The following is a 14723-nucleotide window of genomic DNA, read 5'->3' as shown; positions in this document are numbered from 1 at the left end:
AAACCGGCAACCGTTAATAGCGGTTCTAGGGTTCAAATCCCTATCCCTCCACCACCATTGAAAAGCCCGTTGAGAAATCAGCGGGCTTTTTTCATATTTGTCGTTTAGAAAAACAAAAAAGAGCACTAACGTGCTCTTTATCTGTGACTCCACACTTGCTTGTTTTCACTTATAGATAACTAGTCTTGAAGGTATTTACCTTCAGCTACCTGCCAAAATGCTCTAATCAACGGATTTTCTAACTGCGATCGCTTACAGCACACTCCCAATTCAAACGGCTTGATTGGTTCTATTTTTAAACGATCGACTTTATCTCTCACAGGGCTGTTGTTGATTACAACGTCTGGAGCGATACCAACCCCACAGCCAAGAGCAACCATACTGACGATAGCTTCATGACCTGATACCTGAGCGTAAATGTTGGGCTTTATCTTCATCTTTTTGAACCACGCGTTTGCACGTTCTCGTGCAGTACCTGCTTCAGGGATGATAAAAGGCACTTCATTCCAGTTTGGTTTCTCTGATTGCAGCTGCTGGCTAAAGCTACTAACACCGGATGGGATGATGACTGACAGTGGTATATCGCTAATGGTTTCGAACTCTAATCTTGAAGGCAAAATATCTGGTTTAGCTGAAATAGCAATATCAGCTTCATCATTCAGGATCTTGTCGATGGATTGCGCTGGATCACCGGTAGATAGCTTAAACTCAATATACGGATGAATAGCCCTGAATTCGGTAATGAGTTCAGGAAGGTGACTGTAGCTTGCTGTTACGGAACAGAAAATGCGGATCTCACCCTTGAGCTCCTGTTCTCCGCCTTTTAGGTGGAGATTATATTGCTGCCACTCGCCAACGATGCTCAATGCCACAGGTAACAGATGTTTCCCTGCTGGTGTGAGGTCAACACTTCGATTATCCCTGATAAGCAGTTCTTGCCCTGTTTCTTCCTCAAGCTTTTGTATTTGACGACTAAGGGCAGAAGGACTGACGTGCATAGCAGCAGCTGTTTTGCTGAAACTCTTGCTATCACATAAATGTATAAATAATTGTAGAGATTTTATGTTCATGTTTTGCGATCGTTTCCATGTTGCATTTATTGCAATAACTAATTGTGAATATATCACTTTCAGCAACGGAGTGTCTGTTTTAGTATGAAGTCATTCGATAGAGAGATATCGACCTTACGGACTTATTTTTAAAGGAGTGCCCTACAATGGCTAACTATTTCAATACATTAAACCTTCGTGAGCAACTAGACCAATTAGGTCGCTGCCGTTTCATGGATCGTGAAGAATTTACGACTGAAGCTGAATACCTTGAAGGTAAGAAGATCGTCATTGTTGGCTGTGGTGCTCAAGGCCTGAACCAAGGTCTAAACATGCGTGATTCTGGTCTAGACGTATCTTACGCTCTACGCCAAGCTGCAATTGATGAGAAGCGTCAATCATTCAAGAATGCTGACGAAAACGGCTTTGTAGTTGGTAGCTACGAAACGCTAATCCCTCAAGCAGACCTAGTTATTAACCTTACTCCCGACAAGCAACACACTAATGTTGTTGAGACAGTAATGCCTCTAATGAAAGAAGGTGCTGCTCTTGGTTACTCTCATGGTTTCAACGTTGTTGAAGAAGGCATGCAATTACGTGCTGACCTTACCGTTGTAATGGTTGCACCTAAGTGTCCAGGTTCTGAAGTACGTGAAGAGTACAAGCGTGGTTTCGGTGTTCCAACACTGATCGCTGTTCACCCAGAAAATGACCCTAAAGGTGAAGGCTGGGATATCGCTAAAGCTTGGGCTGCAGGTACTGGTGGCCACCGTGCAGGTTGCCTAGAGTCTTCATTCGTAGCTGAAGTTAAATCTGACCTTATGGGTGAGCAAACTATTCTATGTGGCATGCTACAAGCGGGTTCTATCGTATCTTACGAGAAGATGATTGCTGATGGCATCGAACCAGGCTACGCAGGTAAACTTCTACAATACGGTTGGGAAACGATTACTGAAGCACTTAAGTTCGGTGGTGTAACTCACATGATGGACCGTCTATCTAACCCTGCTAAAGTTAAAGCGTTTGAGCTTTCTGAAGAGCTAAAAGACCTAATGCGTCCGCTTTACAACAAGCACATGGATGACATCATCTCTGGTCACTTCTCTAGCACAATGATGGCTGACTGGGCGAACGATGACGTGAACCTACTAGGTTGGCGTGAAGAGACAGGCGAAACAGCATTCGAAAACTATCCAGCTTCTGACGTAGAAATCTCAGAGCAAGAGTACTTCGACAACGGTATCCTAATGGTTGCTATGGTTCGCGCCGGTGTTGAGCTAGCATTCGAAGCAATGACAGCATCTGGCATCATCGATGAGTCGGCTTACTACGAATCTCTACATGAGCTTCCACTAATCGCAAACACAGTTGCTCGTAAGCGTCTTTACGAAATGAACGTTGTAATCTCTGATACTGCTGAGTATGGTAACTACCTATTCGCTAACGTAGCAACACCGCTACTACGTGAGAAGTTCATGCCTTCAGTAGCAACAGACGTAATCGGCCGTGGTCTAGGTGAAACATCTAACCAGGTTGATAACGCTAAACTAATTGAAGTAAACGAAGCTATCCGTAACCACCCTGTAGAGTACATTGGTGAAGAGCTACGTAGCTACATGAGCGACATGAAGCGTATCGCTGTAGGCGGTTAATTTGTCGCTTAGATACTATAAATTTGCAGAAAAAGCGAAGCAGTATCACTAACTCCTTACAGGTTGGAGTTATAAATAAGCAACACAACATCTAATGAAAAGGCTTGGTCGCCGTTGACCAAGCCTTTTTTCTTTTAGTAACAAAGTCTTAAAAATCAATAAAATGAACATTGTTTGATAGGTATTCGTCGACTTTCAGTTCTTGATTGAGCCTTAGAAATACAAAAGGGTTGGTGCTTTCACACCAACCCTTTCAGTTTGCTTTCTTTACGCTTACTTGTCGGCAATCTTTGCTTCTAAGTTCGCTAGCTTTTGTTCCATTTCAGTCAGCTTTTGGCGAGTGCGCAGTAGTACTTGTGTTTGAACATCAAACTCTTCACGGCTTACAACGTCTAGCTTGTTCAGTTGGCCTTGAATAACCTGACGAACTTTTTGATCTACGTCTGAACCAAGCTCTTTTACTGGTTGAGGCATAGAATCGTGGATCTGCTTAGCAATCTGCTCTAGTTTTTTTGGATCAAACATATCAATTAAAACTCCTGAATATTTACCACTATTCTATTTAATCACACTTGAGATGTCGCCTATGGCGTACAAAAAAAGGCCACCGAAGTAGCCTTTTTATTGTTATTACGACTTAGTGATTACTTATTATCAGCTAATTCTCTGTGCGCTGCTTTTGCTTCATCGACGCGAGCTAGTTTTTCTAGGTCTTTGTCTTCAACAAATACAGGTAGAGGTTTGTGTTTTTCAGCTAAGTAGCTGTAAATCACTGGCAGTACAAATAGCGTGAAGAGAGTACCAATTGCTAAACCAGCAACGATTACGATACCAATACTGAAACGCTGAGCCGCACCCGCACCACTTGCGTACATCAGTGGGATTAGACCCGCGATCATCGCAGCCGTTGTCATCAGGATTGGACGAAGACGAACCTTCGCTGCTTCCATTACCGCTTCAATACGAGTTTTTTGATTGTGCAGCTGCTCTTCTTTCGCAACCTCACAAATCAAGATACCGTGCTTGGTAATCAGGCCGACTAAGGTGATCAAACCAACTTGCGAGTAGATGTTCATCGTTGCCGCGCCCCAAGCCAGAGCTATTAGGGCACCACAGATCGCCAGTGGTACAGATACCATGATAACCAGTGGGTCTTTCAGTGATTCAAACTGAATCGCCAATACCAAGAAGATGATTGCCAGAGCTAAACCAAAGGTCGCGTAAAGTGCGCTACCTTCTGTTACGTATTGGCGTGCTTCACCCATGTAGTCATGGTTGTAGCCACTTGGAAGCTTATTCGCTGCCGTGTCTTCAAACCACGCAATTGCATCACCCATTGCAGCGCCTGGAGCCGGTACCGCACCAATCGTCGCCGAGTTCAATTGGTTGAAGTGAGGAAGAGAGCGAGGCTCTGCCACAACATCAATCGTAATCAAACTGCCTAGTGGTACAGCGTTGCCGTCTGCAGCACGTACGTAGTAGTTGTTCATCGATTCAGGGTTTAGACGGAATTTACGTTCAACTTGAGGAATAACCTCGTAAGAACGGCCATTCAAGTCTATACGGTTCACGTAGCCATCAGACATCATGGTACCGAGCGTGATACCGATATCTTGCATGGTCACACCGTATGCGCCTGCTTTATCCTTGTCGATGTTGATCTTCATGGTTGCTGAGTCGTAGTTCAGGTCGAGATCTGAATATACGAACAACGGGTTTGAAGAGACATCAGCCAGAATGTCTGTGGTAATTTGGAACAAGCTTTCAAAACTGTTTGGCGTTGTTATGACAAATTGAATTGGAAGGCCTGAACCAGCACCGGGTAGTTCTGGCATTTGGAATGCAGTTACCGCCATTCCTGGAACATCTTTCACCAAATTACCAACGCGGTTTGCTACGTCTGATTGGCTTGCTTCACGTTCGCTCCAAGGAACCATAGACGCGATACCAAATGCTTGGTTTGCATTTGGCACACCTGTAAATACCTGTGCGTAAGCAACTTCTGGCTGATCAGACAGAATCTGGTTTACGTCGTTCATGGTATTTTGCATGAAGTCTAAGTTTGCATTCGACGGTGCTGTACCCATCAACATGATTACACCTTTATCTTCTGAAGGTGCTAGCTCACTAGGGATGAATTTGAACAACAACGGTAAACTTGCAAATACGATGATAGCAAAACCAATAAATACTGGACGATGTTGCATTACCGCACCAAGCATACGCTCGTAACGGTTAGTCATGCCATCTAGCACGCTATGAACTTTCTGCTCAAACTTGCTTGGCTCAGCGTGAGCTTTCAGCATTTTCGAACACATCATTGGCGAGAGCGTTAGTGCCACAATGCCTGATACGAAAACCGAACCCGCTAGGGTTAATGCAAACTCTTTAAATAGCGAGCCTGTAATACCACCCATCATCGCAATTGGAGCATATACCGCACCTAGCGTTAACGTCATTGCGATAACAGGCACCGCAATTTCGCGGGTACCGATAATCGCTGCACGGAAAGGGGACTCGCCGAGCTTGATATGCCTGTCGACGTTTTCAAGTACTACGATCGCATCATCTACCACTAGACCGATGGCAAGTACCATTGCAAGTAGTGTCATTAGATTCCAAGAGAAACCCATTGCCTGCATTACCATTGCCACACCAATCAAAGACAGTGGGATAGTAATAATAGGGATCAGTACCGCTCGGAATGAACCTAAGAATAAAGTAATTACTATCAATACGATTAATGCCGCTTCAAGGATTGTCTTAATTACTTCTTGAATTGACTCGTTAATCGCAATGGTTGAATCGTACATTACGTTCATTGAGATGTTGCTTGGTAGGTTCTTCTCTAGTTGAGGAAGAAGTTCCAGTACATCAGCAGCGATGTTGATTGGGTTCGCACTTGGCGCCGCATTGATCGCGGCTACAACCGCCTCTTGGCCGTTAGCACTTGCTCGGTAAACATCGTGACTTTTTTCAAGAGAAACCTTCGCGATATCGGATAGGCGAATGATCTCACCTTCTCCGCTTTTCACGACTAGATTCTCTAGTTCTTCAGTGTTTGATACTTGTGTATCGGCACTGCCGTTGTAAAGCACGAACTCACCGGTCGCTTGACCCGTAGCTGATTGGTAGTTGTTAGCGTTCAGTACCGTCATTACATCAGATGCAGTCAGACCAATCGCCGCCATTTTTGATGGGTCTAGCCATACGCGCAGTGCGTATTTCATACCACCATATAGATCAACTTTAGATACACCATTAACCGTGAATAGCTGCGGGTTGATTACACGCTCTAGATAGTCGGTAATTTGGCTCGATACCAACTCGTCACTGGTAAAACCAATGTAGAGTACAGCGGTTGTTGAACCGGTAGACATGGTTACGGTTGGATCTTCAGCCTCTTTAGGTAGCTGAGAACGTACCGAGTTTGTCTTGGCCAATATGTCAGACAATGCCGCATTCGGGTCGGTGTTCAACTTCATGTTCACGGTAATCGTAGATTTACCTAGCACAGAAGAAGATGTCATATAATCGATATTATCCGCTTGAGCCACAGCCTGTTCGAGGGGCTGGGTGATAAAGCCTTGGATAAGATCGGCACTTGCACCATAGTAACCAGTTGAGACTGTCACCACGGTATTCGTCATTTCCGGGTATTCACGCACCTGCATTTTGAAGATTGCTTGTAAGCCAAGCAGAGCAATCAAAAAGCTGATGGATACCGCTAGAACTGGACGTTTAATAAAAACATCAGTAAAGCGCATTGTGCCTCCAGTTACAGCTTAGGTGTTTCAGATGGTGGAGTGATCGCATCACTTTCAACAACTTTAACTTTGGCGCCGTTACTTAGGCGTACTTGGCCAGAAGTTACAACCGTATCGCCAGCTTTAACACCCTCAAGGATGTGTGCAATATCAGCCGTACGCTCACCTACTTTTACAACATGTTGAGCAACACGCTGAACTCCGTCTTCTTCAGTTAAGATGTAAACATTGTCACCATATAGAGTGAAAGTAATCGCTGTTTGAGGAAGAGTAACTTGGTTCTCTAGCTTAGGCAGAATGATGTTAGCACGAGCGAACATACCGCTACGAAGCTTGCCATCATTGTTTGGAATATCTGCTTGAACTTGGATAAGACCACTTTGGATGCTTACTGCTGGTTCGATGGCACTGATAGAACCTTCAAATGGCTTCTCTGGGTAGGCATCAACAAAGATGTCGATAGCTTGACCCACATGGATACGAGAGATATCAGTTTGAGAAACCGTGAAGCGCAGGCGCATGACACTGGTATCTTCTAAACGAACGATATCGGTACCTGATTGCAGGTATTGACCGAGGTAAACGTTACGAATACCCACTTTTCCATCAAAAGGAGCACGAATTTCACGACGTTCGATAGATGCTTTTAGGCTTTCAATATCAGCAGATAGAGAGTAGAAGTTTGCTTCTGCTTCATCGTATGCTTCTTTAGAAATAGAACCTTTCTTAAAAAGACCTTGGTAGCGTTTGTATTTTGCTTTTGCCGCAGGCAGGCGAGCTTCAGAGCTCTTTAGATTTGCCTTTTCTACGCCAGAATCAAGACGAACAAGTAGTTGGTCATTTTTAACATCAGTACCAGAACCAAAAGAGATTTGGTCAATAACACCGCTGGTTTCGTTCGCTAGTGTCACACCTTGGTTAGGTTCGATGAAGCCGATAGCTTCGATTACTGGAACCCAGTCGATAGGTTGAACTTCTGTTACCGTTACTGGAAACTCTGGCTCAGGTCGGTTAGCCATAAACTCAGCAATTTTTTGTTGTTTAAACATGTTAAACCCAATAACGCTGCCGAAAAGTAGTACAGCGATGAGTAACATGAAGAAAGTCCACTTTTTCATTCTAGTTAGAACTCCAAATTAGTGTGTAATAATCGCATCCCAACTTGCTTCAATCGCCGCTTCAATGGCTTTTTTATCAAGTTGGTAATATCCAAGAGATTGCTTACGGGCCAGCGTGACACTGACTTCTAAGCTAAGTGCTGCTAAAACAGGGTTTTCTAGAGGCTTAAACACCCCTTGCTCTCTACCTTCAGTAAAGAGTTGATCTATTTTGTGGAACATTTTTCGTTCAATCTCTTTGGTCTCATGGCTGCGAATACAAGGTAAAGAGTCGTATTGAGCTCTATTCTTTAAATTACAGATGTTTGATCCCGAGAGCTCGAAAATGTTGAGCCACATTTTTCTAAATCGTTCTTTTAGACTCATCGAATCTTCAACGCCTTGCTGAATTAAACCAGCATTCCGTTGAGTGACAGCTAAGCGAACTTGTTGTAATAGTTCTTCTTTGTCTGAGAAGTAGCGATAAATAGTTCCAGCCGCAACTCCTGCTTCTTTAGCTAGTTTATGCATAGAAAGACCGTGAAAGCCTGATTCAGCAATCAGTTTTTCGGCGGCATCTATAATTTGTTGTCTTTTATCTATCATAGAATAAGAACCAGACAGTGATAATATACTCACTAATGAATGAACGTTCATTCATTATAGCCTAAGACCCACACATATGTGCAACATAGTTTTTCATATGTGATATAAAATTCTTGCATAAGAGAGCGTAGCATTCGTGGTGTTGCAGCATTATTATAGGCGCGCAATTGAATTCGCCCCGATAGACCAAATTGAGAACCAAATGAAACTGAACCCAAGACAAGATGAAGCCGTGAAATATGTTTCGGGCCCCTGTTTAGTATTAGCAGGCGCTGGATCTGGTAAAACACGTGTTATCACGAATAAGATTGCTTACTTGGTTCAAGAGTGTGGTTACAAGGCACGCAATATTGCAGCGGTAACTTTTACCAATAAAGCGGCTCGCGAGATGAAGGAACGTGTGGGGCAAACTCTGGGTAAAGGTGAATCGAAAGGCCTGATCGTTTCGACTTTTCATACCATGGGCTTAACTATCATTCGTCGTGAATACAAAGCGCTGGGTCTGAAAGCGGGCTTCTCTCTATTTGATGACCAAGACCAGTTGGCGCTATTAAAAGAGCTAACAGAGAGACAGATCGATGGTGATAAGGATCTGCTGCGTGCTTTAATGAGCACCATTTCGAATTGGAAGAATGACATGCTGACGCCAGATCAGGCGAAAGCTCGAGCTCAAGGCGAACAAGAGCAGTTGTTTGCATTCTGTTTTGAGATGTACCAGAAACAGATGAAGGCATACAACGCGCTCGATTTTGATGATCTGATTGCGATGCCAGTATTACTTCTGAAAACCAATCAAGAAGTGCGCGAGCGCTGGCAGTCTCGTATTCGCTATTTACTTGTCGATGAGTATCAAGATACCAACACCAGCCAATATGAATTGGTGCGTCTGCTTGTGGGAGAGCGTGGTCGTTTGACGGTCGTAGGTGACGATGACCAATCTATTTACTCATGGCGTGGTGCAAAACCGCAAAACTTGGTGCTGTTAGGTGAGGACTACCCTAACTTACGCTTGATCAAACTAGAGCAGAACTACCGCTCAACGAGTCGAATTTTGCGTGCAGCGAATATCTTGATCGCTAATAACCCACACGTTTATGAAAAGTCACTGTTCTCTGAGATCCCGGACGGTGAAAAGCTCAAGGTACTGAATGCTAAGAATGAAGAGCATGAAGCAGAGCGTATTACAGGTGAGATCATCGCTCACAAGTTTTTGAACCGCACTGAATATAAAGATTACGCAGTGCTGTACCGTGGTAACCACCAATCTCGCTTGATTGAAAAAGCGTTGATGCAGAACCGTGTGCCTTACAAAATTTCTGGCGGTACGTCTTTCTTCGCTAGAGCTGAGATTAAAGACATCATGGCTTACCTCCGCGTGTTGGTGAACCCTGATGATGACAACGCGTTTCTACGTATTGTAAACACACCACGTCGTGAGATTGGCCCGGTGACGCTTGAGAAGTTAGGCAGCTACGCCAACATGCGCGGTAAAAGCCTGTTTGAAGCGAGCTTTGAGATGGGTTTAGAGCAAACTTTGACTGGTCGTGGTTTAGAAAACCTGCGCCGTTTCAGCGATTGGATTGTTCGTATTTCTGATAATGCTGAACGTGGCAATACCGTTGAGGCTGTTCGCTCTTTGGTTCGTGATATTAACTATGAAGATTGGTTGTACGAAACCTCGGCAAGCCCGAAAGCTGCAGAGATGAGAATGAAGAACGTTTCTGATCTTTATAGTTGGATCGTTGCTGACCTTGAGGGTGACAACTACGACAAAGAAGAGAAGACCCTACGAGAAGTGGTTCAACGTTTAACGCTACGTGACATGATGGAGCGTGGTGAAGATGATGACGATGCAGACCAAGTTCAATTAATGACATTGCACGCATCGAAAGGTCTAGAGTTTCCGTATGTGTTCCTGATGGGAGCCGAAGAGGGTATCTTGCCACACCAAACCAGTGTCGATGAAGGTAACGTAGAAGAAGAACGTCGTCTTATGTATGTAGGGATTACTCGAGCGCAGAAAGAGCTGACCTTCACTAAGTGTCGTGAACGTCGTCAGTATGGCGAATTGATAAAGCCAACACAAAGCCGATTCCTTGATGAACTGCCGCATGAAGATGTGGAGTGGGAAAGTGTGAAGAAGCCTCAATCCGCAGAAGAACGAATGGAGAAAGGGCAGGCACACATTGCCAACATTCGTGCGATGTTCAACAAGAAGTGATGTTTGGCTCTAAATCGAGACCAATAAAAAGGTGACCATGAGGTCACCTTTTTTGAATTTTGTATTTTTAATTACAGACCGGCAATCATGTGCTCGATAGCATCTTTGATTTCGTCGTCTGAACAGTCCATACATGAACCTTTCGCTGGCATAGCATTGAAGCCGTTGATTGCGTGGTCAGCTAGGATGTCGCGACCTTGGGCAATACGAGGACCCCAGTCACCAGCATCACCTGTTTTAGGTGCGCCACTTACGCCAGATGCGTGACAAGCGATACAAAAGGTACCGTAAACTGCTGCGCCATCACGAGGGCCTGTTGGTTCTGCGGCTACTGGCTCGCTGCCGACTAGGTAAACTTGGCCAACTGGTTTGATGCGTTCAGCAATAGCATCTTGCTCTGCTTCGCTTAGGCCTGAAGCCATAGCGCCAGTTGAAAAGGTTAAAACTGCGATGACAACGCTTAAAATTCGACGAGACATATCCATTAAACTCACTTTACATTCCCAAGGTAAGTACATGCTTACCAATTTATAGTGTTGGAAGGGTGTTTTGGCTTTATCAGCAAAGAGCAACTGTTAAACCAATGTAAATAATGGGTGATTATATCCCGATAAGTTGTTGCAATAAACAACAACTTATAAGCTGCGGTGGGTTGTAGTACTCAAATAAGGGGTTTATCACATATTAACTGTCGAAAAAGAGACCAAACAGAAAAAAAAGTTAAAAAAGTACTAGACGGCATAAGGTGATATACGTATTATTCCACTCCGCCGACAGGGCATGCGCCTGTAGCTCAGCTGGATAGAGCGTTGGCCTCCGGAGCCAAAGGCCGAAGGTTCGAATCCTTTCAGGCGCGCCATCCGGTCTCTTACTTAGGTAAGTGAGAATTGGCAAAAAGAAATAATGGTGGCTATAGCTCAGTTGGTAGAGCCCTGGATTGTGATTCCGGTGGTCGCGAGTTCGAATCTCGTTAGCCACCCCATTCTTTCTTTACAAAATATCGGTAGCTTCGGCTTCCAGTGTTGATTCATTATTCCCAAGAGTCGATACAAAATTAGTCGGTGAATAGCGCAGCTTGGTAGCGCATCTGGTTTGGGACCAGAGGGTCGGGGGTTCGAATCCCTCTTCACCGACCACTATTTCAATAATCGCTTTTTAAGCGGTTATATAAAAGATTAGTGGTGGCTATAGCTCAGTTGGTAGAGCCCTGGATTGTGATTCCGGTGGTCGCGAGTTCGAATCTCGTTAGCCACCCCATTAATTTTGGTAACTTCATTGAAGTTCCCTGTTTGAGAAATCAAACGAAACGTCTCGGTGAATAGCGCAGCTTGGTAGCGCATCTGGTTTGGGACCAGAGGGTCGGGGGTTCGAATCCCTCTTCACCGACCACCTTAAGAAGCCTCGTCAGAAATGACGGGGCTTTTTTACGCCTGGAATTTAGATAATTTGAGACCAGAGGGTCGTGGGCTGGATCGCCAGTCCGATCAAATCCTTCTTCACCTACCACCTTTAAGAAAGCTTATCAGAAATGATGAGCTTTTTTTTCATCTGTAGATCTCTAGGTTGGAACCCAAGTGGGGGTTCGCCTGATGTTCAAAGAATGTCTCTTCACTGACCGCCTTTAAGAAAGCTCATCAGAAATGATGAGCTTTTTTTTCATCTTTGGATCACTAGATTGGAACCCAAGTGGGGTTCGCCAGATCTTCAAAGGGTGTCTCTTCACTGACCACCTTTAAGAAGCCTCAACTAGCCATCCGCGTCAGGAATGACGGGGCTTTTTTACATCTCTCATTTCAGTAATCCTCAATTTTTAATGCTGGGACCTCAACCGCTTCGACATCTTGCCTGATGTCACCTCCGTAAATCTCCCCCTTCCATGCAATAAGATAGGCTCTTACCCTTTCTCTTCATTATGGTGCTTATACGGAGCAGTTTGCTTTATCAAATGTGCAGATCGATATCTAATTTTATATAAAACTAACCACCAATCATTCGACAAATTAATAGGTTTGGTCTAAGGATTTTTATGAAAAGTGAAATTTGACGTTAAATATGTTCTCTAAGGCCTGTATTTGACAGATTTCTTCGAATCTTGTTGTTTAAAAAATCCTTTGATTTATTGAGTCTTTCGTTTTTCTTGTTTGTATTTATCAAAATAATTCATATGGTTGAATGTGTGGCTAGGTTGGTTTTGTCTGGTTGTTTTGTTTGCTTAAATTGGTAAAGTTAGCGTTTGTTTCTATAGTGTTAATTGTTTTTTGGAATAATTATTTGATCTTGGTGACTGGTGGGGATATGTGCTTTGAATGATATGTTTAACTCTACAAGTACGCAGTAGTAAGGGGTTTGTGAGTATTTATTATTGGAAATATAATGCTGATTTTCATTACTATATGCTCTTCGAGTGAATACTTATGTGGTATTTTTACTTGCTAAGCGTTTAATGTCGACTTTTTATCCTATTTTTGTTGCTTTTCTGTGAATTATTTGCCAAATTGTCAACCGTATAAAATATCAGAACAATATTCTGGTAAGAATGGATTCAATTTTGCAGACAGGGCAGAAAGCTGCCAAAGCAGTAGAGGTCTGGTAATGTCACTTTTAGAAGTAAAAAATCTTCGTATCGAATACCCATCTCGTCATGGAGTTCACGCCGCAGTGAAATCACTTTCGTTCAACATTGAACGTGGTGAAATTGTTGGCGTTGTAGGCGAGTCTGGTGCAGGCAAATCAACAGTAGGTAATGCTGTGATCGATTTGCTGAGCCCTCCTGGTCGCATTGCTAGCGGCGAGGTATTTCTGGACGGTGAAAAAGTTTCAGGCTTATCTCCTGAACAGATGCGTTCTGTTCGCGGCTCAAAGATTGGTTTTATCTTCCAAGATCCAATGACTTCTCTTAACCCTCTATTCACAGTAGAACAGCAGTTAAAAGAGACGATTCATGCCAACATGAAGGTTTCGGATCAAGAAGCCTACCAGCGCTCATTAGATTTGATGAACCAAGTTGGTATTCCGCAACCAGAAAACCGTTTAAAGCAGTACCCACACCAATTCTCTGGCGGTATGCGTCAGCGTGTTGTTATCGCGATCGCACTGGCAGGTGAACCTGACCTAATCATCGCCGATGAACCAACAACCGCACTGGATGTTTCTATTCAAGATCAGATCTTGGGTTTGATTCGCGACCTATGTATTAAGAAGAATGTAGGTTGTATGTTGGTCACACACGATATGGGTGTGGTATCTAATGTTACCGATCGCGTAGCCGTTATGTATCGTGGTGATTTGGTTGAGTTTGGTCCGACGGCGAAAGTCCTTGGTACTCCTGAACACCCTTACACGCACAGTCTTATCTCCGCGGTTCCGCGTTCAGATCGTAAACTTGATCGTTTCCCTCTTGTGAGCTACATCGAAGAAGCACATGAGATGGAACCACTTGATGTGAAAAACCACTGGTTAGGTCAAAGCCAAGACCACCGTGATTACACTGGTCCACTGTTGAATGTTGAAAACGTAAACTTGCGCTTTACTACCAAGGATTCTTTCTTTGAGAGTCGTCGTGAGTACGTTCAGGCGTCAAACAACGTGAGCTTTGAAGTACACGAAGGTGAAACTTTTGGTCTTGTTGGTGAATCTGGTTCGGGTAAATCAACGATTGCTCGTGTGATTGCTGGTTTGTACGCACCTAACTCAGGTAAGGTAACGTTTGAAGGCGTTGATCTTACGGGACTTAAATCTGAAAAAGAACGTCGCCCAATGCGTCGTCAAATGCAGATGGTTTTCCAAAACCCTTATACATCAATGAACCCTCGAATGAAGATATTCGACATCATTGCTGAGCCGATCCGATTCCATAAACTGACGCGTAACGAGAATGAAACTCGTCAGATCGTTAACGACCTGCTAGAGCACGTTGGTTTAGGCAAGATGGCTGGGGTTAAATACCCACACGAATTCTCAGGTGGCCAACGTCAGCGTATTTCTATCGCTCGCGCCTTGGCAACTCGTCCACGTCTTTTGATTTGTGATGAACCTACCTCGGCGCTGGATGTGTCGGTTCAGGCTCAGATCCTTAACCTATTAAAAGATTTACAAGACGAGCTCAACCTAACCATGCTGTTCATCAGTCACGATTTACCGGTGATTCGCCAAATGTGTGATCGTGTTGGTGTGATGCAAATGGGAGAACTATTGGAAGTAGCGCCAACTGAGCAGCTATTCCAATCGCCTCAGCATGAATACAGCAAACACCTAATTTCTTTAATGCCTGAATTTACAGGTTTAAGAGAAGAAAAAGCAGTGGCACAAGCCGCGGTATAAAAATCAGCAGG

Annotated in this window: 9 protein-coding genes and 5 tRNA genes; 8 read left to right on the top strand and 6 right to left on the bottom strand. The window is 44.0% G+C overall.

Going from position 1 to position 14723, the window contains the following annotated elements; all coding sequences use genetic code 11:
* Positions 1 to 179: 179 nt before the first annotated feature.
* Positions 180 to 1070, bottom strand: coding sequence for an HTH-type transcriptional activator IlvY (gene ilvY, locus AB6D07_RS02040; RefSeq protein WP_029222992.1), 891 nt, complete (start codon positions 1068 to 1070; stop codon positions 180 to 182).
* A 146-nt stretch (positions 1071 to 1216) separates the two neighbouring features.
* Between ilvY and ilvC the strand changes: the two genes are divergently transcribed.
* On the top strand, positions 1217 to 2701 hold the full coding sequence (ilvC, locus tag AB6D07_RS02035; RefSeq protein ID WP_017096410.1) for a ketol-acid reductoisomerase: 1485 nt from the start codon (positions 1217 to 1219) through the stop codon (positions 2699 to 2701).
* Between the two features lie 273 nt (positions 2702 to 2974).
* Here the strand turns inward: ilvC and ubiK are convergent, their stop codons facing one another.
* The 4 genes from ubiK to AB6D07_RS02015 all read right to left on the bottom strand — a co-directional run bounded on the left by ubiK (position 2975) and on the right by AB6D07_RS02015 (position 8222).
* Positions 2975 to 3226, bottom strand: coding sequence for a ubiquinone biosynthesis accessory factor UbiK (ubiK, locus tag AB6D07_RS02030; RefSeq protein WP_017103425.1), 252 nt, complete (start codon positions 3224 to 3226; stop codon positions 2975 to 2977).
* 119 nt (positions 3227 to 3345) lie between these two features.
* Positions 3346 to 6468 (bottom strand): multidrug efflux RND transporter permease subunit, encoded by a 3123-nt coding sequence (locus tag AB6D07_RS02025; protein WP_009848084.1) that lies wholly within the window; start codon positions 6466 to 6468, stop codon positions 3346 to 3348.
* Positions 6469 to 6479: 11 nt separating this feature from the next.
* Entirely contained in the window at positions 6480 to 7586 is a 1107-nt protein-coding gene (locus tag AB6D07_RS02020; protein WP_012602965.1) for an efflux RND transporter periplasmic adaptor subunit, read from the bottom strand.
* 18 nt (positions 7587 to 7604) lie between these two features.
* Complete coding sequence (locus tag AB6D07_RS02015) at positions 7605 to 8222, bottom strand: TetR/AcrR family transcriptional regulator (protein ID WP_017096411.1); 618 nt, start codon at positions 8220 to 8222, stop codon at positions 7605 to 7607.
* Positions 8223 to 8373: 151 nt separating this feature from the next.
* Between AB6D07_RS02015 and rep the strand changes: the two genes are divergently transcribed.
* Positions 8374 to 10392: a DNA helicase Rep gene (rep, locus tag AB6D07_RS02010; RefSeq protein WP_012602966.1), complete on the top strand. Its 2019-nt coding sequence runs from the start codon at positions 8374 to 8376 to the stop codon at positions 10390 to 10392.
* Between the two features lie 71 nt (positions 10393 to 10463).
* On the opposite strand, the gene AB6D07_RS02005 is transcribed toward rep, so the two are convergent.
* Complete coding sequence (locus tag AB6D07_RS02005; protein WP_009848079.1) at positions 10464 to 10877, bottom strand: cytochrome c5 family protein; 414 nt, start codon at positions 10875 to 10877, stop codon at positions 10464 to 10466.
* 297 nt (positions 10878 to 11174) lie between these two features.
* On the opposite strand from AB6D07_RS02005, the gene AB6D07_RS02000 reads away from it, so the two are divergent.
* From AB6D07_RS02000 to AB6D07_RS01975, 6 genes are all read left to right on the top strand, one after another.
* Positions 11175 to 11251: transfer RNA gene (locus AB6D07_RS02000), tRNA-Arg, on the top strand.
* A gap of 47 nt (positions 11252 to 11298) precedes the next feature.
* Positions 11299 to 11374: transfer RNA gene (locus AB6D07_RS01995), tRNA-His, on the top strand.
* Between the two features lie 77 nt (positions 11375 to 11451).
* Positions 11452 to 11528: transfer RNA gene (locus AB6D07_RS01990), tRNA-Pro, on the top strand.
* Between the two features lie 45 nt (positions 11529 to 11573).
* Positions 11574 to 11649, top strand: a tRNA-His gene (locus tag AB6D07_RS01985).
* 55 nt (positions 11650 to 11704) lie between these two features.
* Positions 11705 to 11781, top strand: a tRNA-Pro gene (locus tag AB6D07_RS01980).
* A 1203-nt stretch (positions 11782 to 12984) separates the two neighbouring features.
* A complete protein-coding gene (locus AB6D07_RS01975; protein WP_009848076.1) occupies positions 12985 to 14712 on the top strand; it encodes an ABC transporter ATP-binding protein in 1728 nt (575 codons plus the stop codon).
* The last annotated feature ends 11 nt before the right edge of the window (positions 14713 to 14723 follow it).

This window comes from Vibrio sp. 10N.239.312.C11 (genome assembly GCF_041466065.1).
GTDB lineage: Bacteria > Pseudomonadota > Gammaproteobacteria > Enterobacterales > Vibrionaceae > Vibrio > Vibrio tasmaniensis_A.
Note: the sequence above shows the minus strand (reverse complement) of the source record. Positions and strands in the feature narration are given on the sequence as shown.

What these genes read in the sequence shown, in the direction of transcription:
- ilvY (WP_029222992.1), bottom strand. Translation starts at nt 1,070, where the DNA reads ATGAACATAAAATCTCTACAATTATTTATACATTTATGTGATAGCAAG.
- ilvC (WP_017096410.1), top strand. Translation starts at nt 1,217, where the DNA reads ATGGCTAACTATTTCAATACATTAAACCTTCGTGAGCAACTAGACCAA.
- ubiK (WP_017103425.1), bottom strand. Translation starts at nt 3,226, where the DNA reads ATGTTTGATCCAAAAAAACTAGAGCAGATTGCTAAGCAGATCCACGAT.
- AB6D07_RS02025 (WP_009848084.1), bottom strand. Translation starts at nt 6,468, where the DNA reads ATGCGCTTTACTGATGTTTTTATTAAACGTCCAGTTCTAGCGGTATCC.
- AB6D07_RS02020 (WP_012602965.1), bottom strand. Translation starts at nt 7,586, where the DNA reads ATGAAAAAGTGGACTTTCTTCATGTTACTCATCGCTGTACTACTTTTC.
- AB6D07_RS02015 (WP_017096411.1), bottom strand. Translation starts at nt 8,222, where the DNA reads ATGAACGTTCATTCATTAGTGAGTATATTATCACTGTCTGGTTCTTAT.
- rep (WP_012602966.1), top strand. Translation starts at nt 8,374, where the DNA reads ATGAAACTGAACCCAAGACAAGATGAAGCCGTGAAATATGTTTCGGGC.
- AB6D07_RS02005 (WP_009848079.1), bottom strand. Translation starts at nt 10,877, where the DNA reads ATGGATATGTCTCGTCGAATTTTAAGCGTTGTCATCGCAGTTTTAACC.
- AB6D07_RS01975 (WP_009848076.1), top strand. Translation starts at nt 12,985, where the DNA reads ATGTCACTTTTAGAAGTAAAAAATCTTCGTATCGAATACCCATCTCGT.